24 protein-coding genes are annotated in these 26,499 nt (G+C 58.8%); 13 read left to right on the top strand and 11 right to left on the bottom strand.

What is annotated here, in order from left to right:
- Positions 1-15: 15 nt before the first annotated feature.
- Positions 16-423, bottom strand: a complete 408-nt coding sequence (locus tag M8Q45_RS12135) for a helix-turn-helix domain-containing protein (RefSeq protein WP_249874949.1) — start codon at positions 421-423, stop codon at positions 16-18.
- Positions 424-690: 267 nt separating this feature from the next.
- Between M8Q45_RS12135 and M8Q45_RS12130 the strand changes: the two genes are divergently transcribed.
- Positions 691-1,680 (top strand): MBL fold metallo-hydrolase, encoded by a 990-nt coding sequence (locus tag M8Q45_RS12130; protein ID WP_249874948.1) that lies wholly within the window; start codon positions 691-693, stop codon positions 1,678-1,680.
- 137 nt (positions 1,681-1,817) lie between these two features.
- The gene (locus M8Q45_RS12125; RefSeq protein WP_249874947.1) at positions 1,818-2,597 is read left to right on the top strand and encodes an EAL domain-containing protein; all 780 of its coding nucleotides are present in this window, start codon (positions 1,818-1,820) and stop codon (positions 2,595-2,597) included.
- A gap of 110 nt (positions 2,598-2,707) precedes the next feature.
- On the opposite strand, the gene M8Q45_RS12120 is transcribed toward M8Q45_RS12125, so the two are convergent.
- Complete coding sequence (locus M8Q45_RS12120; RefSeq protein ID WP_249874946.1) at positions 2,708-4,438, bottom strand: amidase; 1,731 nt, start codon at positions 4,436-4,438, stop codon at positions 2,708-2,710.
- A 464-nt stretch (positions 4,439-4,902) separates the two neighbouring features.
- On the opposite strand from M8Q45_RS12120, the gene M8Q45_RS12115 reads away from it, so the two are divergent.
- The 9 genes from M8Q45_RS12115 to M8Q45_RS12075 all read left to right on the top strand — a co-directional run bounded on the left by M8Q45_RS12115 (position 4,903) and on the right by M8Q45_RS12075 (position 14,300).
- Positions 4,903-5,907: an ArsJ-associated glyceraldehyde-3-phosphate dehydrogenase gene (locus M8Q45_RS12115; protein ID WP_249874945.1), complete on the top strand. Its 1,005-nt coding sequence runs from the start codon at positions 4,903-4,905 to the stop codon at positions 5,905-5,907.
- Between the two features lie 9 nt (positions 5,908-5,916).
- Positions 5,917-7,143, top strand: a complete 1,227-nt coding sequence (gene arsJ / locus M8Q45_RS12110) for an organoarsenical effux MFS transporter ArsJ (protein WP_249874944.1) — start codon at positions 5,917-5,919, stop codon at positions 7,141-7,143.
- Positions 7,144-7,504: 361 nt separating this feature from the next.
- Entirely contained in the window at positions 7,505-8,236 is a 732-nt protein-coding gene (locus M8Q45_RS12105; protein WP_249874943.1) for a GntR family transcriptional regulator, read from the top strand.
- 134 nt (positions 8,237-8,370) lie between these two features.
- Positions 8,371-9,660 (top strand): MFS transporter, encoded by a 1,290-nt coding sequence (locus M8Q45_RS12100; RefSeq protein WP_198797326.1) that lies wholly within the window; start codon positions 8,371-8,373, stop codon positions 9,658-9,660.
- A 30-nt stretch (positions 9,661-9,690) separates the two neighbouring features.
- On the top strand, positions 9,691-10,521 hold the full coding sequence (locus tag M8Q45_RS12095; protein ID WP_249874942.1) for an amidohydrolase family protein: 831 nt from the start codon (positions 9,691-9,693) through the stop codon (positions 10,519-10,521).
- A gap of 187 nt (positions 10,522-10,708) precedes the next feature.
- Positions 10,709-12,892 (top strand): PAS domain-containing sensor histidine kinase, encoded by a 2,184-nt coding sequence (locus M8Q45_RS12090; protein WP_249874941.1) that lies wholly within the window; start codon positions 10,709-10,711, stop codon positions 12,890-12,892.
- Positions 12,889-13,275, top strand: a complete 387-nt coding sequence (locus tag M8Q45_RS12085) for a response regulator (protein WP_249874940.1) — start codon at positions 12,889-12,891, stop codon at positions 13,273-13,275. Before M8Q45_RS12090 ends, M8Q45_RS12085 begins: the two co-directional genes overlap by 4 nt.
- Positions 13,272-13,715, top strand: a complete 444-nt coding sequence (locus M8Q45_RS12080) for an HIT family protein (RefSeq protein ID WP_249874939.1) — start codon at positions 13,272-13,274, stop codon at positions 13,713-13,715. The genes M8Q45_RS12085 and M8Q45_RS12080 overlap by 4 nt, the downstream gene beginning before the upstream one ends.
- A 69-nt stretch (positions 13,716-13,784) precedes the next feature.
- Positions 13,785-14,300, top strand: a complete 516-nt coding sequence (locus tag M8Q45_RS12075; protein WP_249874938.1) for a hypothetical protein — start codon at positions 13,785-13,787, stop codon at positions 14,298-14,300.
- Between the two features lie 18 nt (positions 14,301-14,318).
- On the opposite strand, the gene M8Q45_RS12070 is transcribed toward M8Q45_RS12075, so the two are convergent.
- Positions 14,319-15,188 (bottom strand): AraC family transcriptional regulator, encoded by an 870-nt coding sequence (locus M8Q45_RS12070; RefSeq protein WP_249874937.1) that lies wholly within the window; start codon positions 15,186-15,188, stop codon positions 14,319-14,321.
- Between the two features lie 250 nt (positions 15,189-15,438).
- Here M8Q45_RS12070 and M8Q45_RS12065 point away from each other — a divergent pair, with 250 nt between their 5' ends.
- On the top strand, positions 15,439-16,602 hold the full coding sequence (locus M8Q45_RS12065; protein WP_249874936.1) for a (R)-mandelonitrile lyase: 1,164 nt from the start codon (positions 15,439-15,441) through the stop codon (positions 16,600-16,602).
- Here the strand turns inward: M8Q45_RS12065 and M8Q45_RS12060 are convergent.
- The 4 genes from M8Q45_RS12060 to M8Q45_RS12045 form a co-directional block, all read right to left on the bottom strand.
- Positions 16,590-17,483 carry a LysR family transcriptional regulator gene (locus M8Q45_RS12060; RefSeq protein WP_249874935.1) on the bottom strand — a complete coding sequence of 298 codons (894 nt, stop codon included), beginning with the start codon at positions 17,481-17,483 and terminating at the stop codon, positions 16,590-16,592. The genes M8Q45_RS12065 and M8Q45_RS12060 overlap by 13 nt on opposite strands.
- A gap of 84 nt (positions 17,484-17,567) precedes the next feature.
- Positions 17,568-17,861, bottom strand: coding sequence for a hypothetical protein (locus M8Q45_RS12055; protein ID WP_249874934.1), 294 nt, complete (start codon positions 17,859-17,861; stop codon positions 17,568-17,570).
- 30 nt (positions 17,862-17,891) lie between these two features.
- The gene (locus M8Q45_RS12050; RefSeq protein ID WP_249874933.1) at positions 17,892-18,920 is read right to left on the bottom strand and encodes an alpha/beta hydrolase; all 1,029 of its coding nucleotides are present in this window, start codon (positions 18,918-18,920) and stop codon (positions 17,892-17,894) included.
- Between the two features lie 25 nt (positions 18,921-18,945).
- Entirely contained in the window at positions 18,946-19,392 is a 447-nt protein-coding gene (locus tag M8Q45_RS12045) for a cyclophilin-like fold protein (protein WP_249874932.1), read from the bottom strand.
- A gap of 127 nt (positions 19,393-19,519) precedes the next feature.
- On the opposite strand from M8Q45_RS12045, the gene M8Q45_RS12040 reads away from it, so the two are divergent.
- Positions 19,520-20,410, top strand: coding sequence for a LysR family transcriptional regulator (locus M8Q45_RS12040; protein WP_249874931.1), 891 nt, complete (start codon positions 19,520-19,522; stop codon positions 20,408-20,410).
- Between the two features lie 500 nt (positions 20,411-20,910).
- On the opposite strand, the gene M8Q45_RS12035 is transcribed toward M8Q45_RS12040, so the two are convergent.
- The 4 genes from M8Q45_RS12035 to M8Q45_RS12020 all read right to left on the bottom strand — a co-directional run bounded on the left by M8Q45_RS12035 (position 20,911) and on the right by M8Q45_RS12020 (position 26,469).
- On the bottom strand, positions 20,911-21,183 hold the full coding sequence (locus tag M8Q45_RS12035) for a hypothetical protein (RefSeq protein WP_249874930.1): 273 nt from the start codon (positions 21,181-21,183) through the stop codon (positions 20,911-20,913).
- A 587-nt stretch (positions 21,184-21,770) separates the two neighbouring features.
- Positions 21,771-22,208: a hypothetical protein gene (locus M8Q45_RS12030; protein WP_249874929.1), complete on the bottom strand. Its 438-nt coding sequence runs from the start codon at positions 22,206-22,208 to the stop codon at positions 21,771-21,773.
- Positions 22,205-24,964: a DUF8616 domain-containing protein gene (locus M8Q45_RS12025; protein ID WP_249874928.1), complete on the bottom strand. Its 2,760-nt coding sequence runs from the start codon at positions 24,962-24,964 to the stop codon at positions 22,205-22,207. The genes M8Q45_RS12030 and M8Q45_RS12025 overlap by 4 nt, the downstream gene beginning before the upstream one ends.
- Positions 24,965-24,981: 17 nt before the next feature.
- Entirely contained in the window at positions 24,982-26,469 is a 1,488-nt protein-coding gene (locus M8Q45_RS12020) for a DUF6531 domain-containing protein (protein ID WP_249874927.1), read from the bottom strand.
- Between the last annotated feature and the right edge of the window lie 30 nt (positions 26,470-26,499).

Genomic DNA, 26,499 nt, shown 5'->3' with positions numbered 1-26,499 from the left:
GATTGAAGAGCCGGACTAGGCGGGTTGCGCGCGCAGCACCCGCGACCGCCAGGCAAACGGACTGATGCCTTCGCTGTGGGTGAAGATGTGGCAGAAATGCGCCTGGTCGCAAAAGCCGCATTCCTGACTGATTTGCGTCAGGGTCAGGTCGGTGGTCTGCATCAGGTGCTTGGCCCGGATAATGCGCTGGGCACGGATCCAGGCTTGTGGGGACTGGCCGGTGCTGCACTTGAACGCCCTGGAAAAATGGCTGCGGGACAGGGCGCAGGCTTCGGCCAGCCGGGCAATTTCCAAGGTGTCGCTCAGGCCGTCGAGAATCATCGCCTTGACCCGTTTCTCTCGCCAGGGAGAGAGACCTCCCGTGGTGGTCCGGCGTGCGGGACTGATGGGTGCGCTGGCGGCGACGAGCGATGCATGGGCCATGAGATGAATTCCGTGTCCACGGGAGACGTGCAGGCGTACCGCACGATCGGGTATGCGCCTCCCGCTTCAAAAAAGTCTGAACGAAGAGGCATTCTTGGTGAGGTCACGTGGACGCGCGAGTTAAACGTTGTTAATTGCGTTCACCTCGGCGTCGCCGGGTAACAAGTCAGCACATGGCTGCAATTTCCCGGGAGCAGGCGCGTGCATGATCGGCACCGTCTGGCTGCCGGAAGGGTGGCCGTTTGCTGATTTGCTCAAGGTGAAGCTATGAAACGATCTCTGGTGCGCACATTCCGCGGGGCTGGCCTGGCATTGGCCTTGACGTCCGCCGTCGCCATGGCCCAGGCGCCGCTCCAGGGCACCCAGGTGCCCGGCTACTACCGGTTGGCGGTGGGCGATTACGAAGTGACGGCGCTGTTCGACGGCTATAACGATCTGTCGCCCAAGCTGCTCCAGGGGATGACCCAGGATCAGGTCCGCGCGTTGCTGGCACGGCGCTCGATTGAAACGCCCGGCGTACAGACCGCGTTCAACGCGTTCCTGATCAATACCGGCAAGCAACTGGTCCTGGTGGACACCGGCGCCGGCCAATGCATTGGCGCCACCGCTGGCATGCTCTCGGCCAACATGCGCGCCGCTGGCTATCGCCCGGAGCAGGTCGACGCCATCCTGCTGACCCATTTGCACCTGGACCACGTCTGTGGCCTGGTGGATGACAAGCAACAACCGATATTCGCCAACGCCACGGTCTACACGGCCAAGGCCGAAGCCGACTACTGGCTCGACCCACAAGCGCTGGTCAAGGCGCCCGTTGGTGCCCGCGAGTTCTTCAAGATCGCCCAGGATTCCACCGCGCCCTACGTCGCGGCCGGTCGCTTCAAGACATTCGCCAACGGTCAGGCACCGGTGCCTGGCGTCGATGTCCAGCTCGAGGCCGGGCATACCCCGGGCAGCACCACCTATCGCTTCACGTCCAATGGCCAGAGCATCCTGTTCATGGGGGACCTGGTGCATAACCTGGCGGTGCAGTTCGAACACCCCGAGGTGTCGATTCGTTTCGACGTCGACAATCAGCAAGCCATCAAGAGCCGCGCCAAGGTGTTCAAGGACGCGGCGACCAGCAAGACCTGGGTCGCGGCGGCGCATCTGCCGTTTCCGGGCGTGGGCCACATCACCGCGGTCGACAAGCATTTCCAATGGGTGCCCGTCGAATACGGGCCTTACCAGCGGGCGGCAAAGGTGCCGATGATCGAATAAGCATTTGATTTGCGACAGCGGTCACACGATCAACGGGCCTGACAGCGCTCCAGAAAGCGGGGCCCGTGCCGACTCAAGGGGTATTGCCTATAGTTTCTGCTTCACAGGGACGCCCGCTGCCGCAACGGAACATGATCATGACCCCACCTCCATCCTCTCCAACCTTCCGGTCCCTTGGGTGCGCTGAATGCCGCGACCATGAGGCGCTGGGGTTCGATTTCACCATGGCATTCCAACCCATCTTCAATGTCCGCACGCGGTCCGCGTTTGCCTATGAGGCGCTGGTCCGGGGCGTTAACGGGGAATCGGCAGCCCATATCCTGGGGCTTGTGAATGACAGCAACCGTTACCGATTCGACCAGGCGTGCCGTGTAAAAGCGATCGAAGAAGCCGCGCGGCTGGGGATCCTCGACATTCCCGATTGCCTGCTCAGCATCAACTTCCTGCCCAACGCCGTGTACCGGGCCGAGACGTGCATACGTGCGACGTTGGAGGCCGCGCGTCAAAGCAATTTCCCGTCGAACCGGCTCATGTTCGAAGTCACGGAAGGCGAACGGGTCGATGATCCCGACCATCTCAAATCGATTTTCCAGGAGTACGAACGCCAGGGTTTCACCACCGCCATCGACGATTTCGGTTCCGGCTACTCCGGGCTCAACCTGCTGGCACTGTTCCAACCCCAAGTGCTGAAGATCGACATGGCGTTGACCCGAGGCATCGACCAGGACCCTGTCAAACAGGCGATCGTCGATGGGATCCTCCTGGTTGCGAATCGGTTGGGGATTACCGTGATTGCCGAGGGCGTCGAGACGCCGGAAGAAAGCGCCGCACTGCTGGCGCTGGGCATCGAGCTGATGCAGGGGTTCCTGTATGCGCGGCCTGAGATCGGTCGGCTGGCGGTGGGGCGGTTCGATTGACCGTGAGGTGGTCCCTGTAGGAGCTGCCGAGCGAAGCGAGGCTGCGATCTTTGGATCAAAAGATCGTCCGAACGCGGCCCGAGGCTTCGCCAGCTCCTACAGGGTATGTTTCAAGGTCGGGTTGAGGCTGACGGTGCTGGCGACAACGGCGGCGTCCGTGGCGGAATCATCCGTTTCGATCCCAGCGACTCGAAGGCCGAAGCCAGTTGCAACAGCTTCGAGTCGTCATAGGCCTTGCCGGCGAACGTCAAGCCCACGGGCATGCCGATGTCCGCCATGACGCCCATCGGCACGGTGACGGTGGGCACGCCCAGGTGGCGGATGGCGAGGTTGCCGTTGGCGACCCAGACCCCGTTGCTCCAGGCGATGTCGGCGGACGCTGGGTTGACGTCCGCATCCGCTGGCCCGACGTCCGCCACGGTGGGGAAGATCACCGCATCCAGGCCCAGCCGTGCCATCCAGTCTTCCAGGTCGATCCGGCGAGTTTCTTCGAGGCCGCGCAAGCCCTCGGGCAGGGTGGGGATCTGGTCCCACGGCGTGATGCCGCGCTGGGCCATCTTCACGTACTCGTCCATGCCGGCGGCCAGGTCGTCCTCGCGGTTGGGCAGGGTGCCGGGGTCGTGGGGGAAGATCAGCGGTCCGTCGACGTCCGCCAGGCGATTGAGTTTCGGATCGCCGTTGGCCCGCAGGAAGTCATCGAACGCCCAGGCCGACAGGTCCCACAACTCATGGTGCAGGAATTCCTTGGACACCAGGCCACGGGTGAACACGGTCGGCGCGCCGGGACGGTCGCCCTCGCAGTTGGACACCAGCGGGAAATCCACCTCGATCACTTCGGCGCCTCGGGCCTCCAAGACTTTGCGTGCGGCTTCCCACAGGGCAATCACCGAGGGGCGCGTGATGATGCGCTGCCCCGTCGGGCCACCGATGCCGGGTTTCTCGGCGGTGCCCGCCTCGGGATCGGCGTTGATGTACATGCGCGGCACGCCCAGGCGTACGCCCGCCAGCGTTTCCGGTTTGGCGGCAAGGCTTGAATAGGAGGCGGGACGAACCGAATCGACGGGTGGAATCGGCACCCAGGGTTGCAGGCGCCACAGGTCGCCTCGGGTCTCAGGGTCGTTTGCCACCACCACGTCCAGCACTTCGAGTAGGTCGGTCATGGTCCTGGCGTAGGGCACGACCACGTCCATGGTCGGCGTCAGCGGCCAGTTGCCGCGCACCGAGATCACCCCGCGCGACGGCGTATAGGCACACAAGCCATTGTTCGAGGCCGGGCCGCGTCCGCTGGACCAGGTTTCTTCCGCCAGGCCGAACGCGGCGAAACTGGCGGCGGTGGCGGTGCCCGCACCGTTCGAAGAGCCCGAGGCGAAAGGCGCCGTGAGGTAGGCGGCGTTATAGGGGCTTTCGGCGCGGCCATACACGCCACGCTGCATGCCGCCGTTCGCCATGGGTGGCATGTTGGTCTTGCCCAGGCAGATGGCCCCGGCGGCGCGCAGCCGCTCGATGGTGAAGGCATCGCGATAGGCGATCAGGTCCTTGAAGGCCGGGCTACCCGAGGCCGCGGTCAGGCCCTTCACCAGGTAACTGTCCTTGGCCGTGTAGGGAATGCCGTCGAGCGGACCCAAGGTCTGGCCCGCGGCGCGACGGGCATCGGACGCCCTGGCTTCTTCCAATGCAGCGGGGTTGCGAACCACCACGGCATTGAGTGCGGTGGGCGTTTCGGGGCCGTCGTAGGCATCGATCCTGGCCAGGTAGGCCTGGACCAACTCGACCGCCGTGGTCTGGCCGGATTCGAGCGCGGCCCGGAGTTGGGCGATGGAGACTTCGGTGATTTCAATCATGCTGTGACCGCTGCGGCTGTTGAATGACGTGAGGCGAGGCTCGGTTCGAACGGAGTTCTGGTGGCTTCACGTCTTTCGAAATGGGTTCTGACATCGGGTGGAGACTGTACTACGAGCGTGGCCCGGGGGCACGCCATCGAACGAGAATAACTGCGCAACGTGGCGAGAGAGCTTGCTCCCGCTGGGCTCGGTAGGAGCTGGCGAAGCCTGCGATCTTTTGATCTTTTGATCTTTTGATCTTTTGATCTTTTGATCTTTTGATCTTTTGATCTTTTGATCTTTCGCTTGAAATTCAAGTGTCCTTGGAAAGATCGCAGCCTCGCTTCGCTCGGCAGCTCCTACAGGCTCTGCGGGAGCAAGCTCCCTCGCCACGGGGGGAGCGTTGCCAGCGATTAGTGTGCAACTGGGCTTTCGCTCGTATGCGGAAAACCCTATATTCGCGCCACCCTCTATGAGCCCCTACCATGACTATCAAAATCGGCATCAACGGTTTCGGTCGCATCGGGCGCCTTGCCCTGCGTGCGGCCTGGGGCTGGCCTGAGTTCGAGTTCGTGCAGATCAATGATCCGGCGGGCGACGCAACGACCCATGCCCATCTGCTCAACTTCGATTCGGTGCATGGCCGCTGGCACCGTCAGGCCGACGCCGAGGGCGACAACCTGGTCATCGACGACCAGCGCATCATGGTCACCGCCAACAAGGCGATCGGCGACACCGACTGGTCGGGTTGCGATGTGGTGATCGAGGCCAGCGGCAAGATGAAGACCGTTGCGGTGCTCCAGGCTTATCTCGATCAAGGCGTAAAGCGTGTGGTGGTCAGTGCTCCGGTGAAAGAGCCGGGCGCGTTGAACATCGTCATGGGCGTCAACCATCAATTGTTCATGCCGGAACAGCATCGCATCGTGACCGCCGCGTCGTGCACCACCAATTGCCTAGCGCCCGTGGTGAAGGTGATCCACGAAAAACTCGGCATTCGCCACGGTTCTATCACCACCATTCATGACTTGACCAATACCCAGAGCATCCTTGACCAGCCGCACAAGGATCTGCGCCGCGCCCGGGCTTCGGGCATGAGCCTGATTCCCACCAGCACCGGCTCGGCCACCGCCATCGCCGAAATTTTCCCAGAGCTGCGCGGACGCCTCAACGGCCATGCCGTGCGCGTGCCGTTGGCCAATGCGTCGCTGACCGATTGCGTCTTCGAGGTCGAGCGTCCCACCACGGTCGAGGAAGTGAACCGCTTGCTCAAGGACGCCGCTGAAGGCGCGCTCAAGGACATTCTCGGTTTCGAAGAGCGTCCACTGGTGTCCATCGACTACCGCACCGATCCGCGTTCCTCGATCATCGATGCGCTGTCGACCCTGGTCATCAACGGCACCCAGGTCAAACTCTATGCCTGGTACGACAACGAATGGGGCTACGCCAACCGTACCGTCGAACTCGCCCGGATGGTCGGCCTGGCGGGCTGAGGAGCCGCGATGAAAGTCTTGTCGACCCTTGCGCCGGAAGTGCGGCAGTACTTGCTCGTCACGGGCAATTACTGGGCGTTCACCTTGACCGACGGCGCCCTGCGCATGCTGGTCGTGCTGCACTTTCACGCCCTGGGCTACAGCCCTTTGCAGATTGCCGCGCTGTTCCTGTTCTACGAATTCTTCGGCGTGATCACCAACCTGCTGGGCGGCTACCTGGGCGCTCGCCTGGGCCTGAACCGGACGATGAACGTCGGCTTGGGCCTGCAAGTCGTGGCGCTGCTGATGCTGACGGTGCCTTCCGCGTTGCTCACCATCGCCTGGGTGATGAGCGCCCAGGCATTGTCGGGAATCGCCAAGGACCTGAACAAGATGAGCGCCAAGAGCTCGATCAAGCTGTTGGTGCCGGGTGGGCAGCAGGGCAGGCTTTATCGATGGATCGCGATCCTCACCGGCTCGAAGAACGCGCTCAAAGGCGTCGGGTTTTTCCTCGGTGGGGCGCTGCTCGCCGTGCTCGGATTCCAAGGGGCGTTGCTGGCGATGGCGGCGGTGCTGGCGCTGATCTGGGTCGGTAGCCTGATCCTGCTGAAAAAGGACCTGGGTAGGGCGAAAGCCACGCCGAAGTTTCGCGACATCCTGTCCAAGAGCCGCGCGATCAACGTGTTGTCCGCCGCGCGGATGTTCCTGTTCGGCGCCCGGGACGTGTGGTTCGTGGTGGCCTTGCCGGTTTACCTGAGCAGCGTCTTTGGCTGGGATTTCTGGACAGTCGGCGGTTTTCTCGCCGCCTGGGTCATCGGCTACGGCATCGTGCAGACCCTGGCACCGAACCTCACTGGAAAGAAGCGCGGGCAAGTGCCGGATGGACGCGCCGCGTGCCTCTGGGCGCTTGCGCTGGCGGGTCTCCCGGCAATCATCGCCCTGGGGCTGTCTCATCAAGCGGTGCTGTTGGGCGGGCTCATGGTCTTCGGTGCGCTGTTCGCGGTGAATTCGTCGCTGCACAGCTATTTGATCGTGGCGTATGCCAAGGAAGACGGTGTATCGCTGGACGTGGGTTTCTACTACATGTCCAACGCCCTCGGTCGGTTGGCCGGGACGGTGCTGTCCGGCTGGGTTTATCAAGGATACGGGTTGGCTGCATGCCTCTGGGTCTCCAGCGCATCCGTGCTGCTGGCTGCGCTGATTTCGCTGGCGTTACCTCGTCACATGTCTCCAATGTCAGTCAATCGATCAAACTGAGCAGGGCCCAACGGCCATGCCGGTTCTGCAGCGACAGTTCAAGCGCTGTGGCTGTCGGGTGCTGAACCTGCCGACTTGAGGGGGGTGGGAGCGAGCCTGCTCGCGAAAGCGGTGGGTCAGTTGGCAATAACAGTGAATGTGCCAAAGTTTTCGCGAGCAGGCTCGCTCCCACAGGATTTTGCGTCGTCCTCTCACCCTGCCCACTTTGACAACGCGGGCGGGTTTTCGCAAAAGCGACCCGATGCTAGCGCCAAGTTACGACGCACGGCGAGCGGCAGGTTCTTGACAGCAGGGTGGCAAGGGACAAATACTGCCGCCTAAATTCATATAGATGACTAGATAACAAGGCGAATAAAATCTTATGAACACGCTATCCAGCGATACCCGCCTGCCGCTCTACCAACGTTTGCGCGACCAGTTGGCCGAGCAGATCGCCAACAATCGCTGGCGTCCGGGAGAGGCGATTCCTACTGAGGCGGCGCTTTCAGCCGAATACGCGCTGTCCACCGGGACGGTGCGCAAGGCGATCGATGCGTTGGTTGCCGAGGGCATCCTGGAGCGCCAGCAAGGGCGCGGTACCTTCATTCGCCGGCCGCAGTTCCAGTCGTCACTGTTCCGTTTTTTCCGTTTTCAATCCGCTTCCGGTGAACGCCGGGTTCCAGAGAGCCAGATCTTGTCGGTAGAACCCGTGGCGGCGCCTTCGGCGGTGGCCCAGGCGTTGGGATTGCCGGTGGACGCGCCGGTCATCCGCATTGTCCGGCTGCGTCTGCTGGAGGTGGCGCCGGTGCTGGCCGAGGAGATCTGGCTGCCGCGCAGTCGGTTCCAGGCGCTGCTGGAGATCGACCTGAGCCAGAAGGGCCCGCTGCTTTATCCGATCTATGAAGAAACCTGCGGGCAGGTCGTGGCCTACGCGCAAGAAACGCTCACCGCCGAGTCGGTCAACGAGGTGTACGCCCGTTTGTTGCAGGTCCCGGTGAACAGCCCGGTGGTAGTGATCGAGCGCCTGGCGCGGGATTACGCCGGCAACCCGCTGGAGTGGCGCCGTTCCCGCGGGCATGCCGAGCATTTCCGCTACAGCGTCGAGATCCGCTGACCTTGCCGGGCTAGCGAATCCTGCGGCGACCAGTCGGTCGTCGCTGCCCTTGTCGTTTTGTTGTTCCTGACTGGCCTTGCAGCGGCACGGTACGCGCTCGGCTGCCTTTCGTTCCATTTATAAGGATAAAAATCATGTTCAGCTGGTATCGCCAAATCACTTCGCGGGAGCGTAAAACGTTTTGGGCGTGTTTCGGCGGATGGTCGCTCGACGCGCTGGAAGTCCAGATGTTCGGCCTGGCGATACCGGCGCTGATTGCCGCGTTCGCCTTGTCCAAGGGCGATGCCGGATTGATCAGCGGCGTCACGCTGGTCACCTCGGCCCTGGGCGGTTGGGTCGGCGGCACGTTGTCCGATCGTTATGGTCGGGTGCGCACGCTGCAATGGATGATCTTGTGGTTTTCCTTCTTCACGTTCCTGTCGGCGTTCGTCACCGGTTTCCACTCGTTGTTGATCGTCAAGGCCTTGCAGGGCTTCGGCATCGGTGGCGAGTGGGCCGCCGGCGCGGTGTTGATGGCCGAGACGATCAATCCAAAATACCGCGGCAAGGTCATGGGCACGGTCCAGAGTGCCTGGGCGGTGGGCTGGGGACTGGCGGTCGGGGTCTTTACGCTGATCTATTCGTTCGTACCGCAGGACATGGCCTGGCGGGTGATGTTCATCGTCGGCCTGCTGCCGTCGTTCCTGATCATCTGGGTGCGCCGCAACGTCGAAGAGCCGGACAGCTTCCAGCGCCTGCAAAAGGAACAGGCCATCCCGCAGAGTTTCTTCAAGTCCCTGGCCGGCATCTTTCGTCCCGAGTTGATTCGCGTCACGTTGTTCGGTGGATTGCTCGGGCTGGGCGCCCACGGTGGCTATCACGCGGTGATGACTTGGCTGCCGACCTTCCTCAAGACCGAGCGCAATCTGTCGGTGCTTAACTCGGGTGGCTACCTGGCGGTGATCATCTTTGCCTTCTGGTGCGGTTGCGTGGTCAGTGGCTTGTTGATCGATCGCATCGGCCGACGCAAGAACATCCTGCTCTTCGCGTTGTGCTGCGTGATCACGGTGCAGTGCTACGTGTTCATGCCGCTGAGCAATACCCAGATGCTCTTCCTGGGCTTTCCGCTGGGCTTCTTCGCGGCGGGCATCCCGGCGAGTCTCGGGGCATTCTTCAATGAGCTGTACCCGGCGGACGTACGCGGTGCCGGCGTCGGGTTCTGCTACAACTTCGGCCGGGTGCTGTCGGCGGTGTTCCCGTTCCTGGTCGGCCACATGAGCGACTCGATGTCCCTGGGCTCGGCCATCGGCATCGACGCCGGCATTGCCTACGGCGTGGCGGTGCTTGCGGCGCTGTGCCTGCCGGAAACCCGAGGCCGGAGCCTGGAAGCCACTGCGCCCGCGGCGTCCGACCTGGCCCCCGGCGGCGAGCGCGCCCGGGCCTGATTATTTCTTATTTACGCTAGATGAAGACTCATGGTTGATCTCACCAAGACGCCGGTTACCGGCATCGATTGCCACGCTCATGTGTTCAGCCGGGAACTGGAGTGGGCGGCGGTGCGGCGCTACACACCGGACTACGACGCCACGCTCGGGCAATACCTGGGTCATTTGCAAACCCACGGTCTCAGCCACGGCGTGTTGGTCCAGCCGAGCTTTCTCGGCACGGATAACCGCTACCTGCTGGCCGCCCTGCGGCAGGCGCCGGAGCAGTTGCGCGGGGTTGTGGTGGTGGAGCCGGGTATCGGCCGCGCTACGCTGGAGCACATGGCCCGGCTGGGGGTGGTCGGCGTTCGCTTGAACCTGATGGGCAAGGCCTTGCCCGATTTTCGCGAAGCCGCCTGGAAGGAATTGCTTGGCGATCTCGCGACATTGGGCTGGCACGTCGAATTGCATGCCCCGGTGGCGGAGCTGCCAAGCCTGATTCGTCAGCTGATTCCGTTTGGCGTGCAGGTGGTCATCGACCATTTCGGTCGCCCGGATGCGCGTCTGGGCATCGACCAACCCGGTTTTGCCGAGTTGTTGGCGCTGGGGCTCGGCGGACACGTATGGGTGAAGGTCTCGGGCATCTATCGGCTGGCGGGGACGGACCGGCAGAACCTGGAATTTGCCCGTGCCGCGCTGGCTTTGCTGGAGCAGAGTTTCGGCCGCCAGCGTCTGGTATGGGGCAGTGACTGGCCGCACACACAACATGAGGCCAGCGTCGGCTTCGATACCGTGACGCAGCAGCTGCGGGCGTTGGAGTGTGCGGGTCCGCTCATGCGTGCGCTGATGGTCGAAACACCGCGTGCATTGTTCGGGTTCTGATGTCAGCGGAGGTGCCGTCGAATTTTCCTGAACTCGCGGGTTGGATAGGGATCTAGAATCCATTGCAGCTGCATGAAAAAATCCGCGCCGGCGTATGAAAGGATTTATCCGGGCTGGGATCGCGCCTCGGGTTTTGACCGCAAGCGCTGTGTAGCAGGCATTCAGCCAGGCGGATTGAGGATCAGTAATGTCGAATATTGAAGCGTTTCCCCTGGAGACGCGCACGCCGAGCGAGTACGAAAGTCTCGTGTCCATGGGGGCCAACGCGCTCGATGCGATTCCCGGCGCAGTGTATCTCTGCGACCGCCAGGGCTGGCTGGTCCGCTACAACAGCGAGGCAGCAACCCTGTGGGGACGCACGCCAATAGTGGGTGAGGGCGGCGACCGGTTTTGCGGTTCCTATCGTCTCTACCTGCCCGACGGTACGCCGCTGGCGTTCGAAGACTGCCCGATGGCGTCGGCGCTTGAAGACGGCGCGGCGACGCGTAACCATGAAGTGCTCATCGAACGTCCGGACGGAACGCGGATCGTGGCACTGGTCAACATCCGCGCCTTGAAAGATGCTCATGGAATCATTCAAGGGGCAATCAACTGTTTCCAGGACGTCTCGGCGCACCACGCCCTGGAGCAAGAGCTGCGGCGCAAGAATGCCGACCTGGAAGACTTCTTCGAAAACAGCGCCGTCGGCCTGCACATCGTCAGTGGCGACGGCATCATCCTGCGTGCCAACAAGGCCGAATTGGCCCTGCTGGGGTATTCGGCGGACGAATACATTGGCCGGCCCATCGCTGATTTTCATGTCGATGAACCGGTGATTGGAGACATCCTGGGCAAGTTGAACAGTGGCGAGTGCCTGGAAAGCTATCCGGCGCGATTGAAGGCCAAGGACGGTTCGATCAAGTACGTCACCATCACCTCCAACGGTCGGTTCGAGGACGGCAAGCTGTTCAATACGCGCTGCTTCACGGTTGACATGACCTGTGTCCACCTGGCCGAGGCGGCGCGCCAGGAGAGCGATGATCGGCTGTCCGCGACGTACGAAGCGGCAACGATCGGGATCGCCGAGTCGGGGGCGGACGGCCGACTGCTGCGGGTGAACGATGCCCTCTGCAACATGCTCGGTCGTTCGCGGGAGGAGCTGCTGGACATGACGTTCCTGGACTACACCCACACCGACAGCCACGACCAGGACGCGGCCCTGTATGCACGCCAGGTGGCGGGCGAGCTGGACCATTACGTGCTGCGCAAGCGTGCCTTCAAGCCTGATGGCGAGACCGTCTACCTGGACATCCACAGCTCCTCCGTGCGGGATACGCATGGCGGGTTCCGCTATGGCGTGCGGGTACTCCAGGACGTCACGCTGGCGCGGCGGATGGAAAACCAGGTCCGTGAAAGCGAACGGCACATGCGCAATCTGCTCGAGGCACTGCCGGCGGCGGTCTACACCACCGACGCCCAAGGACGCATCACCTTTTTCAACCGGGCGGCCATCGAATTGTCGGGGCGCACGCCTCAATTGGGCGACCTGTGGTGCGTGACCTGGAAATTGTTCAACACCGACGGAAGCTTCCTGCCCCACGACCAATGCCCGATGGCCGTCGCCCTGAAGGAAAACCGACCGATACGCGGGGTCGAGGCCATCGCGGAGCGTCCCGACGGCAGTCGCGTGCCGTTCACGCCATACCCGACGCCGCTGCACGATGCCGAGGGCAACCTGGTGGGTGCGATCAACATGCTGGTGGACATCACCGAGCGCAAGCAGGCCGAAGACCGCCAGAAAACCCTGATCGACGAGCTCAACCATCGGGTCAAGAACACCCTCGCCACCGTGCAATCCCTGGCGGCCCAAACCTCACGCAACGCAGAAAGCGCCAAGGAGGGCTACAACCGCTTCGAGGCACGCCTGCTCGCCTTGTCGCGCGCTCACGATCTCCTGACTCGGCGGCACTGGGGGCAGACGCCCCTGGCGTCACTGGCCCAGGAAGTATTGCTGCCGATATTCGGCGCCGAGCCCGGCCGTGTCACGATCGAAGGCGATGCCATCGATGTCGATACCCGCGTAGCGCTCAGCCTCACGATGACCCTCAACGAACTGGCAATCAACGCCCTCAAGTACGGCGCGATGTCCGTCGAGACAGGCAGGCTGTCGGTGAATTGGAACGTCCAGCCGCAATCGAGCGGTGTGTTGCTGACCGTCGATTGGCGCGAGCAGGATGGACCGCCCGTATCGTCGCCAGAACACGAAGGGCTGGGTTCGCGATTGATGAAACGCTGCATCGAGCGCGACCTGGGCGGGATATTCGTGCTGACCTATGCCCCAGAGGGCGTTCTCTGTCGCTTCTCGTTCACGGTCATTGAGCATTGCGCATGACCCTCTTTGCGGGTATCAGGGTCCTGCTCGTGGAGGACGAAGGCACGGTCGCGATGTTGATCGAGGAAATGCTTGAGGACCTGGGATGCGCGGTGGTGGCGTCCGTGCCACGCCTCGCCCTGGCTCGAGAGAAGGCAGCCACGGCAGAGGTCGACCTGGCGATCCTGGACGTCAATCTCGCCGGGGAACGGGTCTTCCCGGTGGCTGAAATCCTGCGTGGGCGTGGGGTTCCGTTCCTGTTCAGCACCGGATACGGCGCGAGCGGCCTGCCCGAGGAGTTTGCGCAGTGCCCGGTGTTGCACAAGCCGTTTTCAGAAAACGAATTACAGCTGAAGATAGCCCTGACATTAAAAAAACCAACACTGTCCAAGGAGCAACCATGAGTTTGTACGGCCAATACGATTCGCAGAATATCTTCGCGATGATTCTTCGCGGCGAAGCACCTGCCTACAAGATCTACGAGGATGCCGATGTATTGGCCTTCCTGGATATTTTCCCCCAGTCGCGCGGCCATGTGCTGGTCATTCCCAAGGCGTCCCAGGCACGCAACATCCTCGAAGTGGAACCCGCTGTCCTCGGCACGTTGATGTCAGCCGTGCAGCGCCTGACCCGCGTGATCGTCGACGAATTGCAGCCGGACGGTGTGCAGATCGCTCAGTTCAACGGCGCACCGGCCGGGCAGACGGTCTATCACATCCACGTGCACATCATTCCGCGCTGGGAAGGGCAGGCGCCCGGCGCTCACGGGCAAGGGAAGGCCGATCCGCAGGAGCTCGAGGCGTTGCAGGCGCGGTTGGTGGAGCGTATTCGTTCGGCGGGCTGAGGCCGTAGCGCTTGCCTGGTTTGGACGCTAACATCCGCGCTGACCTCCCAACACCGCGGACCCCACTCGATGAAATTGCGCCTGCTGACCGCTGCCTTGTTTTTCGCCTGCACCCTGGCCCATGCCGCCGAGCCGAAAATCCCCCAAGCCCTGGAACAGCAGGTTGGGCACTTGGTGGCGTTGCTCAAGGACAGCTACGCCACCGGTTACCCCGAAGCGACGCTGGTGCAGACCCTGGACACCGGCGAGGACAGCCAGGTCACGCTCGCGGTCTTTACCCTCGAGGGCTTCGGGATGGGTAACAACTACAGCCAGTACCTGGCGGTCTTCAATCCCGAGGAGAACGAAGAAGGCGTGCCGCATTACAGCCTGTTGGACGTGATGCGCATCGGCGGTGACAGCTGGCGGGCGATCGATAAGCTGGACGCCAAGCTGGTCAGCGACCCGGCGGGTGAGCAGACCTTGATCGACATCCCCGTGATGGAAAACACCGACGACGATGCGCCGAATTTCCCCAGCAGGGCGGCGGTCATCCACCTTTCACTGGACGGCTCACCCTCCCTGCGGTTGATGGAGATCAAATAAGGCGATTTTGTGATGCCGCTATTGCAGCGGAACATACACATCGGTTTGCCATTGATCCTGTGGCGTCTCCGGGTAGACGCTCAGGTAGTGGAAGAACAGCGGCTGGTCCCGCAGCTCCTCGCCGCTCGCCGGAAGCCAGTCGCGGTAGATCGGGTAGACCGTTTCGCCGATGTGATCCGGTGAGCCCGCGTGGCGAACCACGACATAGCGGCCGCCGGGTATGACAAGCGGCTGGACGCCAAACTCATTCGGCGCCACGTCCTCGTCAATCTCGCCACAGATCGCGAAGCGGAAGGCCTGCGGCGGTGTGGTATCGGGATTGCCATAAGGAATGCCGAAAGTGCGGCTTGTCGCCACCGGCGATTGTCCGCTGCGCATGCGCCACTCGATGAACTGGCGCACGCTTTCGTTGACGAGCCCGGTCGGTCCGCGGTGCTCAAGCGCTGCTACCTTGATTTCAGGGCATTCGACGATTCGAACGTGCATGAGGATATTCCTTGAGAAATGTGGGATGGCAAACACCGTATTCCAGACCTGCCAGTTCGGGTTCTTCCTGAACACACTCGGCGCCATGCCGAACGCTCGCCCGAACGCCCGGCAAAACGCCTCGGGACTCTGGAAACCCGCATCCAGTGTCGCGTCCAGCACCGAGTAACGTGGGTTTGCGATCAGGCGATGTGCCGCGCGTCGCAGTCGCATCAGTTGCACATAACGTGAAACGGGTACGCCCGCGAACGCAGTAAACTGCCGATGGAAGTGAAACACCGAGAAGTTCGCCACATCACTCAACGCCTTCACCGACAGATCCCCTTCGAGATTGGCATCGATGTAGGCCAGTACGGCCTCGAAGCGTTTTGTGTACGCGAAATCGCTCGATAGTTCAGGCACGGAGAAAAGCTCTTGGAAGTGCGGTAGGCGTAGGGTCGACGATTGGCCATGGGCCTGCCTAGCCGCGTTTGCTCAAAAGAGCGTAGCTCGGCCGTCGAGGTTGGGGGCGTTCGCCAACGAGCGTCAATGACGATCAGGGTTTATACGGATTTATGTAGTTTTGATATGAGTCCTATGCCATTGGCACGGTTTATCGATCAATGCTGCGTGGGTAGTTTGTTCTCGACGATATCCATCGAGAGGCAACCCAATGAAGGCAAGCACCTTGTATTTCGCGTTATGCGCGGCGGCGCCTTTTGCCGACGCCGCCGGCCAGGAAGGCGCCGGCGGGGCGCGCACGTCACAGCAGATCAGCCGAGCGGGCAGCCAGGCCTCGGCCGCAGGGCCTGAGGATTATTTCACCGGTCGCGTGCGGGTTGATCCGTTGTTTCCTGCCACAGGCGAATTCAATGCCTCCGCGGCCTACGTCAGCTTTGAACCTGGCGCGCGCTCGGCTTGGCATACACATCCCGCCGGCCAGCGATTGGTGGTGGTATCCGGCGTTGGCCTGACGCAGGAGTGGGGCAAGCCGGTGCAGCAGATTCGCCCGGGAGACGTGATTGTCTGTCCGCCGGGCGTCAAGCATTGGCACGGCGCTGCGCCAGACAGCGCCATGACCCACCTGGCCGTGACCGGCACGGTGGATGGCAAGAATGTGCAATGGATGGAAAAAGTCAGCGAAGAGCAATACGGAACCGGCGCAACACCGACGCCGCCGACCGCGCCGGATAACGTGACGGTTTCACAAACCCTGTCGGCCAAGCAGCAAGCCATCCCGCTGATTGCCGCCGCCATGGCGACGAGCAACATGCCGGCGCTCAATACCGCATTGAATCAAGGGCTGGATGCGGGCCTGACCGTCAGCGAGGCCAAGGAAATCCTGGTGCAGCTCTACGCCTACAGTGGTTTCCCCCGTAGCCTCAACGCGCTGGGTGAACTGATGAAAGTCGTGGAGGCGCGCAAGCAACGTGGCGTGCAGGACGAGCCGGGGCGTGAACCCGCTGGCTCGATTCCCACCGGCGACGCATTGCTGGCGGCAGGCAAGGCCAATCAGACGCGCATTGCCGGCGCCCCCGTCCAGGGGCCGTTGTTCGACTTCGTTCCGGTCATCAACCAATACCTGCAGACGCATTTGTTTGGCGATATTTTCGAACGCGACAATCTGGACTGGCAAAGCCGTGAGCTGGCGACGGTCGCCGCGTTGGCGGTTACCCCTGGCGTGGAGTCACAACTGCGCTCGCACATGGCCGCCAGCCTGCGAGTCGGCCTGAGCGCGGCGCAATTGCGGCAAGTGATCCAGTTATTGGAAGAGCAGGGCGACGCCGCTGCGGCCAAGCGTGCTGCTCAAGCGTTGGACGCCAGTCAGTCCTCGTAACGCAAGGCGTCGCGCAACAGCGTGAAGGCCGGCGAATTCTGGCGGCGGCTGGGGTAATAGAGGTGATAGCCGGAAAACGGCTCGCACCAATCCTCCAGCACGCGGATCAACCGGCCTTGCGCCACGGCGTCCTCTACCAGATCCTCAGGCATGAAGGCCAGGCCCAATCCCTGGATCGCGGCCTCCAGGCGCATGGCAATCGTGTTGAATACCAGTTGGCCTTCCACCCGTACTTGCACTTCCTGAGCGTTTTTCTCGAATTCCCAGACGTAGAGGCCACCATGAGTCGGCATGCGCAGGTTGATGCAATTGTGGGCCGTAAGGTCATTGGGGGTCCGAGGCACGGCGTGCCGGGCGAAATACGCCGGGGAGCCCACGACTGCCATGCGCATGTCCGGGCCGATGCGCAGGGCGATCATGTCCTTGGCGACCTGGGGACCCAGCCGCACCCCGGCGTCGAAACCCTCTGCGACGATATCCGTAAAGCCGTAGTCAACGATGATTTCGATATTGAGGTCGGGATTGTCGGGTAACAGCTTGGCGAGAACGGGCTGCAAAACAGTGATTGCCGAGTGCTCGCCCGTGGTGATGCGCAACTTGCCGGCCGGCTTGTCGCGAAACTCACTGAGCATCGCCATTTCCTGGTCGATCTCCTCAAGCCTCGGCGCGACCACCTGCAATAGTCGTTCGCCCGCTTCGGTCGGCGCGACGCTGCGCGTGGTCCGCGACAACAACCGGACCCCCAGGCGGTCCTCCAACTGACGCATCGCCCGGCTCAGCGCGGGTTGCGACATGCCGAGCTTGGCGGCGGCGCGGGTGAAGCTGCGCTCCTGGGCGACGACGGAGAAGATGGCGAGTTGGTCGTAGCGTTCTGTGGTCATTGATCCGCCTCGGGTATGAGCAGGCAGGGATTATGAACAGGAATGGCTGGAATGACCCAGCCCCGAATCATCGAAAACGCAGGGCTACGTACATTCCACATGCACGCGGTAGCGAATATGTCGATCAAACCGGTCTTCGGGGTTTTCGTAAGCTTCCAGTTTTTCCAGGAATCCGGTGCGCTCGAGACTGGCCAGGTCGTCGAGCGTCCAGTCAAAAGGGAAATCGCCGGAGAACGTCTTGCCTTGATGTTCAATCCAGTGATCGACCGGGAAGGGCATGTAGCCGAGCCATTCGGATTGATAGGTGATTTGGTCGCAGTCGCCTGCGATCACAATGGCGCGGATCCGATGCTTGATGAAGGCTACACGTTCATCCATGGTTTTTCCGATCCTGGTTGATGCTCGAATTCATTTCAGATTGTTCTGGAAGAAACTCGTCAACTTGTCAAACGGAATCAGATCGACCCGATCATACAGATCAACATGCCCGGCCCCAGGAATGATCACCAGTTCCTTGGGCTGGCCGGCGAGCTTGTAAGCCTCTTCGCTGAACTCCCTGGAATGCGCATCGGCGCCGGCAATGAACAACATCGGGTGAGGCGAGATGGTCTCGATGTCATTGAGTGGGTAGAAGTTCATGAACTTGATGTTGCTGGTCAGCGTTGGGTGCGTGGTCAGGTCCCTGGACGAGCCGGAGGGTGTGAACTCGCCGCGCGGGGTGCGGTAGAAGTCGAAGAACTCCCGTTGGATCGGGTGAGTATTGTCATCCAACTGATGCACCGTACCGCTGGTGTACAGCGTTTCGCCGCCAGCGAACTCCACACTGCGCTGCTGTGTCGCTTGAGCGATGACGGCCCGGCGCTGATCGAGCGTCTGGGAATGCTTCAACCCGTTGCGATTGACGCCGCCCATGTCGTACATGCTCACGGTGGCGATGGCTTTCATGCGCGGGTCGATCTTGGCGGCGCTGATGACGAAGCTGCCGCTGCCACAGATGCCAATGGCGCCAATGCGTTCCTTGTCGACGAAGGGCTGGGCGCCGAGGAAGTCCACCGCCGCGCTGAAGTCCTCGGCGTAGATGTCCGGCGAGACCGCATTGCGCGGCTGGCCCGCGCTTTCGCCCCAGAAGGAAAGGTCCAGGGAAAGGGTTACGAAGCCTTTTTCCGCCATCTTGGTGGCATAAAGATTCGCGCTCTGCTCCTTCACCGCGCCCATTGGATGGCCCACGACAATCGCCGGATTGCTTGTCTTGCCGTTGAGTTTTTTCGGGATGAACAGGTTGCCTGCTACCTTCATTTGATACTGGTTCTTGAAGCTGACCTTTTGCACGGTGACTAGGTCGCTGGTGTAGAAGTTGTCTGCGCCGTTGGACATATCGGCTCCTATTGCTGAAAGGGAACTGAACAGAAGGGTTAATAAAACGATGATCTTTTTCATGGGGAATCCTGTCGGTGCGCAGTAGTCAGTTCTGGGAAAACGTCACCTGAACACCCCGTCGGCCCAGCGCTTGCGCCAGTTTTGCGGCATCGCCTATATGCCCCAGGCGGGTGTAGGCGTAGGTCGAGTCGAAGGTCGTATAGAAGACGACCAGGGTGTCGGTGCCGTACAGCATCAGGTCGCCGTTGCGGATCGTTCCCGGCTTGCTCGCTTGGGCGGGGAGCGTCTGGGGAAGGGAGGCGTATTTCTCGTTGCGGTTGAGATCATTCATCTCCAACGTCAGCGGTAATAACGTGACAAATGCACGGGTGGCCGCGTTGTCGGTCAAGGTAATGGCAAAGCGTTGTTCGCCCACGGTCATCCACATGTCAGGTCGCTCCGTTATCGAAGGTGCCGATGCGGCATCGGAGATTGTCCCGTAGCTGCCAAGCACCCAGGCTGACGCCAGCAAACCCAGCCAGACCGGTCTCATCGCGATGCCCCGAATTCGTTTCTGTTCATGGAAACAATGGTGACGCGCGGACACTTGCGCGACTAGCTAATGAATGCTTAAAGAGGCTATAAGCAGGGCTAATCAATAGCGTTTGAAGTGTTTTGCCATGGTCAGAAGAAATCTCAACGATCTACTGTCTTTCGTGACGGTGGCGCGCGAAGGCAGTTTCACCCGTGCCGCCAATGCACTGGGCGTTACCCAATCGGCGCTGAGCCAGGCCATCAACGGCCTGGAGTCACGCTTGCAAATCAGGCTGCTGACGCGGACCACCCGCAGCGTTTCGCCAACCCTCGCCGGCGAACGCTTGCTTCAGGCCATCGGCAATCGCTTCGACGAGATAGAGACCGAGCTGGACAGGCTCACGGAGCTGCGCGACAAGCCCGCCGGTACCGTACGCATTACCTGCGGCGATCATGTCCTGCGCACGACCTTGCTGCCGAAGCTGACCGGGCTGCTGCACGAATACCCGGACATCAACGTCGAGTTTGATGTCAGCTACGGGTTCCGCGACATCGTTGCGGACCGTTTCGACGCGGGTGTGCGCCTGGGCGACACCATCGACAAGGACATGGTGGCCGTGCCCATCGGCCCTCCCTTGCGAATGGCCGCCGTGGCTTCGCAAGCGTACTTCGCCAGCCACGCCATCCCCGGGCATCCCCGCGACCTGGTGAACCATCGCTGTATCAACCAGCGCATGCCGACCTCCGGCGGGCTTTATGTCTGGGATTTTGAGCAACGCGGCAAGCAAGTGAACGTGCGCGTGGACGGCCAGCTCATCTTCAATACGTCGACGCACATCGTGCAGGCGGCAGTGGCCGGGCTGGGCATTGCCTACCTGCCGGAAGAAGAATTTGAACCGTACCTTCAGGAGGGCCGGTTGGTTCGCGTCTTGGAAGACTGGTGCCCGCCGTTTCCAGGCTACTATCTGTACTATCCCAGCCGACGGCAGCCTTCGCCTGCGTTTACCCTGGTTGCGAATGCATTACGCAACGTTTGAAAACAAACGCTACGCCAGTCAGCCGGAACCTATGCATCGTCTCAAGCGGGGTAGATCGATAGGTCATTTCGGCGTGGGAATTCTGGTCAGGATGTGTTGCTTTTGTGGCGAGACGGGAGTCCTTTTTCTTGGAGATCTATGCGCTGGTAAGAACTGCTGCTGCACTGAAACCGGGCGCTCCAATACCTCTAAAGAAACGTTACGGCTTGGGGCAAGCCGTAACGTTTAGTAACTCACATACTAGCCCTTATGAGAATCTCGATATCCACCAGGCAATATAGGTTTCAAGGTGATTGTTTGACCATGATATGTATTACAATCCTTGGTGGTTGGTCAGGTGTTTTACAGTCAATGTCTCGGACTTACTTGCTGGATGCCTTTCGAATACCGCGTCTGATGCTTTCGGAAAGTAGGAAATGGCAAATAATCGTTCATTTATAAAGCTGAATTGCGCAGGGTCAGTGTGTTGTCTACTTTGTAGTTGGGCACTTCAAATATTTTCAAAGAGAATCTTTTTCGCAGAAAACCGCTGTTTTTTCTGAGCTTTCTAGAATTACAGGCTTGTAGCCTTCCGTCTTAAGAAAGCTCAACGTCTGATCAACAAAGCTGCAGCTAATTAAGTTATTTATCAGCGGAGGTGGAGAACCCTCGCAAGCGCGTTCAATATTCACGGGTTCTTGGTATCTGAGTCCAATGGCAGCAAAAAACACAGTCGCCAGAGCAATCAGTGCTAATGTTTTTTTTGACGCTTTAAGAATATTAATAGTATGCACCTTCAGAGCTTGCCTCTGTCCTTAAAATTCCATTGTTAAAAAATGCCATGCAACTTTGGGGGGCAGTTTTCAGGAGAGTTGTTGCCCTTGGCTGCGCATATGCCTGCTTGATTGTTAAAGTCATCCATGGCTCTCTCGCTGGGATTTTGCCCAAAATTTGATATGTCATTTGCCCAGCCTGCTAACTGACTTACTGTTTCTCCTCAGTTCGATGAGGCGATCATGCAGGATGCAACACAATGTCTGTACGCATCTTGAGGCCCATTGTGCATGCCTGGCAATTTACTATTTTGCGCTTCGGCTTCAGCTTTTGCGGACCACTCAAAAATAGATTCCAAGCCTAATGGGTCAACGTGTTCTCTAGTTTCGCTTCGCGGATTTGGTTCTGGTTGGATCTATTAACATTCTCTTGGTATACCCTCCATTGGGTCAGGTAGGCGCTCAGGATTAAATCTATCCAATATTTCAAGGGGGGGCGGGTAGACGTAGGGTAAAAAGACCGAAGAATTTTTTAAACCGCCTCATGACGAGGCGGAATTGGATGTAGGATGCATTCTGGAGTCGATATAAGTATCAGAGTGAAGCGATCAATCTTCGCAAACAAATGATGTATGGGTTAAGTCGACAATCGTCATGGCAATTAGATCTTCGCGACTGAACGCCTCAGATGTACCCGATTGCATGTCGCTTATTGTCGCGCAGGAATATCGGTATTCTACCCAGTCCAAAAGCAGCGCTTTGACGTCAGAGTACAGGATCTTTACTGGTCCATTTGGGTTCTTGTTATCGTCATAGACTGCTGACCAGTTCTGTTCAGTGTCGTAATGTTTGGTTAGCCAGAGTTTTCCATAATCAGTGGCTACACATATTGAAGTTGTCCCGCCGTCGGAAAATGCTTGAATGTCGCAGACATCAAAATTTCCATTTCTCTTGGAAAGTTCCGAAATTACATAGGTTGGTTCTAAATTTTCGGCTAGGCAGATTTGTGCGAATAGCCCGACTAATAGATATCTGAATGGCTTCATGGGTGGCTTCTCGGCTCAAAATGCTTCATTGTGCCTGGAGTGCTTGGTCTTCCTAGCCAGTCAATGTTTTTTGGTCCGGCGGAGCCATCCAAGTTGTAATAATAAAAAGTAGTTGGTGCGGAAACGCTTGCTTCTAGAATATTTGCTAGCTCCTGCGCTATCGGGGTTTGCCCCGCTCCAGTGTTACAGGATCTCAACTCTATAGGCATCTTCGGAGTGTATTGTCCGCTAGCAAGAATTCGCTCAGCTAGCTGTCCGGCGTTCAGCGAATTTCTGATGCCTTGCCTGTCGTCATGGACTTTAATCTCGTTGCCATGGCCGTAAATAATTAACGTGCCTGGCTTGTCTTTGTCTTTTTTATAGGCGTTGTTTATGATGTGGTCTTTTTTGGGGTTGGAAAGGTTGAGCTTCTCCAGGCCATAAAAGTCTACATAAGTAATAGGGTTTCCTTCGACATACCCAAAGGCATTTAGCCCGCCGTTCAACCCAATCGGATCACTCTGCACATAGCGTCCAGTCTTCGGGTCGTAGTCACGAAAATAGTTATAGTGGAGTCCAGTCTCGACATCGTAGTACTGACCGGGAAAGCGCAGATTGATTTCCAGTTGTCCGCCGGCTTCCTTTGTACCAAATGCATCGGAAACCCACTCCCATACCTTGGTTCGCGCCGCGTTCGTTGCGATCCGCGGTGTGTTGAGGTGGTCGCTATGGAGGTAGAACTCGGCGCTGTTTGCTGGCGCGCCCGTTGCACCGTAGCTCACACTGATCCCGCCCAAGGGCACTCCTTCGAGCCAGATATAGAACTGACTTTTCAGCTTCTTGCCTTGCTTGTCGTATAAATGCTCGCCAAGAAGTTCGTCATTTAATCCGTAGATAAACGTTGTGGTGCCTTGAGAGGTGATTTTCTGGCTGCGTTGGCCGAGAGCGTTGTAGCGGAACCGAGCCTTGACAGCACCCTTGATTTTCACTTTGCTCAGGCGATTCTGCTCGTCGTAGGAAAACTGACGATTGGCGCGGTCTGCGGTCAGGTTGCCTGCCGCGTCGAAATCTACCGAGTGGGTGCCTGCATGCGTCAACCGATTATTGCTCGCCCCATACTGATAAGACGTGCCAGCGGTGACACGCAACTCGCCGTCAATCAATGTGCTGAGTGCTTTTCGGGTGCGGTTACCCGCGGAATCATAAACGTAGGTCATCCGGTTGAAAGCAGTAGATTCTCCTATCAGGCGATCCAGTGGGTCATAGCTGTAGTCATGGTTGTCGACTGAGTCGCGTTGCATTTGAGTCATGTTTCCCTGGCCGTCGTAGGTATAGGCATTACTCTGGCCTGCAACGGTTTGAGCGGTCAGCCGGTAGTCCAGATCGTAGGTACGTTGAAGCGTAGTCCCGTTGGCCCAGGTCAGGTTTTTAAGCGGACCGAAAGGTTGATACGTGATGTTGCTGGCGAACGCGGTCGGCTGCCCCGTGCCGCGTCGGATCTGGACTTGGCTGATTTGTCCTGCGGTGTTGCGCGAGTAGACGATGCTGAAACCTGTTGGATAATCGATCCTGCTCAACCGATTGGCGACATCGTATCCATAGCCGATTTGTTCTGGCTGAGTCGCTGTGTTTGCAGGCGCTGTTTGCCTTTGGGTTGTAACGTTGCCTTGGGCGTCGTAGGTGTAATTCAGCACCCCGTTGACGTCCTCCACGGCTGTCAGTCGGCCGATGCCTTTGTTACCGGCGGCAATTGAATCGTAGTGGAACTGAACGTCCAGTGCCGGGTTCGTCGGATAGCGGCGGGCGGTCAGGCGATTGAGCGCATCGTAGGTAAAAGTCGTGACCACACCACGCGCGTCCACTTGTTGCGTCACGTTGCCTGCGGCATCGTGCTGGTAGTGAGTGGCGCCGCTGTCAGGGCTGTTTATCCGCGTCAGGTTTCCCAGGCCGTCATATTGATATTGAGTGGTTACACCACGTGGGTCGCGGACTTGCGTGAGGTTATCTTGAAGGTCGTACTCAAGTTGAGTGATGCCATTTAGCGGGTCAGTATTCGTCACCAATCGGTTCAGTGGGTCAAAGGCTCGTTGATGGCTGTGATCGCGGGGGTTGGTCAGCTCGATTGGATTATCGTTGAGGTCGTACTGTGTCCGGCTTGTCTGGCCGGCCGCACCCACTGAGCGCAGCAAACGCCCCAGTTCGTCATACACCCATTGATGTTGTTTGGTCAGATGACCGGTCTTGTCCTTGATTCGTACCGCAGTCCGGTTCCCCATCGGATCGAGATCAAATTCGATCTGCTCCCCTGCGTTATTGGTCACTCGAATGAGCCGCCTTGCCTCGTCCCAGGTGTAAGTCGATAAGCTATTGTCTGCGCGGATGATCTTGGTGATGTCGCCCACGGCATTGTGTTCAAAGCGAACAGTGCCGGTAGCGGTACTCAACGACCTTACCCAGCCTTGCGGTGAATAGGTCAGGTTTGTAAGAACATCATTGGAATCGACAACTGTCTTAGGTTTGCCGGTGGTGTCAAAGTTGGAAAACGTGGTGGTGTGCCCGAGCGCGTTGATAATACGCGCCAGACGTCCTTTGGGATCGTATTCGTAGCGGGTAATGTCGCTTACATCTGTCCGGGGGCCGTTCGAAGACTCCAGCAGCCCTTGAGTGGTGTAGGTAAACGACCAGCCTCGTTCGGCAGCTTGGCAAAGAGGAAGGGTGGTAGTGGTTGCGCCCAAAGCGAGAGCGAACAGAGCAACCTTGCATGTCAATGTGTTCATATTCAGATCCTTCTGAATTAACGTGAAATGATTGTTTTACTGAGCTGGCGCCCTTGAGTGTCGTAGGTGTATTGAATGGAGCGATCCGGTTCGTTGATGCGCACTGGGGAATACAGCGTTGGGTGCCATTCGGTGGTGATCGTTCTTGCTTGAGAAGTGCCGCTCGCTTCCGTGCGAGAGGTTTCCAGACCACGGTCGTTGTAGAGGTAGGTGGTTATATTGCCATTGTTGTCTGTTTTTGTTGTCAGCAGACCGCGGGTGTCGTAGGTGAACGTTGAGTTGCTATCGGGACAGTTGACCGATGGAAAACCTGTAATGGATTTGATGCGTTTGATGCCTTGAGTCACGTCAAATTGATAGTGCGTCTGCTTGCCCAACGCGTTAGTGACCGTGGACGATCCATCACTGTTGTAACTGACCAGAACTTTTTCAGCTCCAGCAGCATGCTCACTTGAAGTGGCGCGTCCTTGTTCATCATAGGTCCATGTGGCGTAACGCACCCCGCGTTCATCGATAATGCCGGTCAGCAGTCTGCTGTCGTTGGGGTCTTGATAGAGGTATTGTTTGTTTTCAGTGTGATTTGGATGTTTTTTGGTCATCGAAGTAAGTTGTTTGTGATTATTATAGGTGTAGCTAATATTTACGTTGTCCGCCGTGACGGTAAGAGGTTGTTTGTTTACGTCCTCAGTAAACGTTAAGGTGTTGCCAAAGCCATCGGTGACAGTTGCGACGGTATTTAAGTATGTGATGTTCAGTGTGCTGCCTGATTTGATAAGCGTTATGAGCCTTCCGTCACCGTCAAACTCATATGCATGGTTGTTAGAGGCATGATAAATCCAACGGTTTGAGAGGCGGGTGAGCTTGCCTGTTTCTGGTGGTTTACCCTTATACGACGCACCTTCCTTTTCGAAGTGGGAGCGATTTCCGTCATGATGAATAAGCGTGATCAGGTTCTCTTCAAAACTTAATCTGGATGAATAGCCATGTCGCCATACTCCGTCGGCGCTTCTGTAGGACTTTGAAAACTCGAGTGGATTTAAAGCTGAATGTGAGTTCGAAACAGAGTAGTCATTTTCGAATTGTGTTTTATAGCCTGTTGCGAAATTTATCGGATTTCCTGTGAGGCTTAAAGGGCAGCTGTTGTCCACCCCTTGGGCTTCGCATTGTTCAGTGAATTTATTAAAAATTTTACCGGCTTCGCATGAGTTGCCATGCCTGTATATCGATATGGCTAGATTGTCCTCCGGTCCGTCACCATAGAAAAGGTTACAGGTCCATTGGTTTTCCCATGAGGTGGGAGTGGCAGAGCCGTATTCATACAGTTCGTACCCAGTGTTTTCGTGCAGAAATCGACAGGCCAGTTCTGGGGATAGATGATTTTTCTGTGGTCCCTTCCAGTCCCAAGCTTCTGGTTGTATGTGCCAATAATACTCTGCGAATGTGTCCAAGCTGAGGGCGAGCAGTAAGAGGGATAGAGCACATGAGCTCAGTTTTCTAAGTAACATTTGGCGTCCTTGCGTTTTTTGGGTTGTTTA

Source organism: Pseudomonas sp. T1.Ur (genome assembly GCF_023516725.1).
GTDB classification, from domain to species: Bacteria; Pseudomonadota; Gammaproteobacteria; order Pseudomonadales; family Pseudomonadaceae; genus Aquipseudomonas; species Aquipseudomonas alvandae.
Note: the sequence above shows the minus strand (reverse complement) of the source record. Positions and strands in the feature narration are given on the sequence as shown.

Coding starts and splice junctions, on each gene's coding strand:
- M8Q45_RS12060 (WP_249874935.1), bottom strand. CDS start 17,483: ATGACCACAGAACGCTACGACCAACTCGCCATCTTCTCCGTCGTCGCC.
- M8Q45_RS12040 (WP_249874931.1), top strand. CDS start 19,520: ATGGTCAGAAGAAATCTCAACGATCTACTGTCTTTCGTGACGGTGGCG.
- M8Q45_RS12095 (WP_249874942.1), top strand. CDS start 9,691: ATGGTTGATCTCACCAAGACGCCGGTTACCGGCATCGATTGCCACGCT.
- arsJ (WP_249874944.1), top strand. CDS start 5,917: ATGAAAGTCTTGTCGACCCTTGCGCCGGAAGTGCGGCAGTACTTGCTC.
- M8Q45_RS12030 (WP_249874929.1), bottom strand. CDS start 22,208: ATGAAGCCATTCAGATATCTATTAGTCGGGCTATTCGCACAAATCTGC.
- M8Q45_RS12115 (WP_249874945.1), top strand. CDS start 4,903: ATGACTATCAAAATCGGCATCAACGGTTTCGGTCGCATCGGGCGCCTT.
- M8Q45_RS12130 (WP_249874948.1), top strand. CDS start 691: ATGAAACGATCTCTGGTGCGCACATTCCGCGGGGCTGGCCTGGCATTG.
- M8Q45_RS12050 (WP_249874933.1), bottom strand. CDS start 18,920: ATGAAAAAGATCATCGTTTTATTAACCCTTCTGTTCAGTTCCCTTTCA.
- M8Q45_RS12105 (WP_249874943.1), top strand. CDS start 7,505: ATGAACACGCTATCCAGCGATACCCGCCTGCCGCTCTACCAACGTTTG.
- M8Q45_RS12020 (WP_249874927.1), bottom strand. CDS start 26,469: ATGTTACTTAGAAAACTGAGCTCATGTGCTCTATCCCTCTTACTGCTC.
- M8Q45_RS12085 (WP_249874940.1), top strand. CDS start 12,889: ATGACCCTCTTTGCGGGTATCAGGGTCCTGCTCGTGGAGGACGAAGGC.
- M8Q45_RS12125 (WP_249874947.1), top strand. CDS start 1,818: ATGACCCCACCTCCATCCTCTCCAACCTTCCGGTCCCTTGGGTGCGCT.
- M8Q45_RS12120 (WP_249874946.1), bottom strand. CDS start 4,438: ATGATTGAAATCACCGAAGTCTCCATCGCCCAACTCCGGGCCGCGCTC.
- M8Q45_RS12080 (WP_249874939.1), top strand. CDS start 13,272: ATGAGTTTGTACGGCCAATACGATTCGCAGAATATCTTCGCGATGATT.
- M8Q45_RS12075 (WP_249874938.1), top strand. CDS start 13,785: ATGAAATTGCGCCTGCTGACCGCTGCCTTGTTTTTCGCCTGCACCCTG.
- M8Q45_RS12100 (WP_198797326.1), top strand. CDS start 8,371: ATGTTCAGCTGGTATCGCCAAATCACTTCGCGGGAGCGTAAAACGTTT.
- M8Q45_RS12055 (WP_249874934.1), bottom strand. CDS start 17,861: ATGGATGAACGTGTAGCCTTCATCAAGCATCGGATCCGCGCCATTGTG.
- M8Q45_RS12065 (WP_249874936.1), top strand. CDS start 15,439: ATGAAGGCAAGCACCTTGTATTTCGCGTTATGCGCGGCGGCGCCTTTT.
- M8Q45_RS12045 (WP_249874932.1), bottom strand. CDS start 19,392: ATGAGACCGGTCTGGCTGGGTTTGCTGGCGTCAGCCTGGGTGCTTGGC.
- M8Q45_RS12090 (WP_249874941.1), top strand. CDS start 10,709: ATGTCGAATATTGAAGCGTTTCCCCTGGAGACGCGCACGCCGAGCGAG.
- M8Q45_RS12025 (WP_249874928.1), bottom strand. CDS start 24,964: ATGAACACATTGACATGCAAGGTTGCTCTGTTCGCTCTCGCTTTGGGC.
- M8Q45_RS12135 (WP_249874949.1), bottom strand. CDS start 423: ATGGCCCATGCATCGCTCGTCGCCGCCAGCGCACCCATCAGTCCCGCA.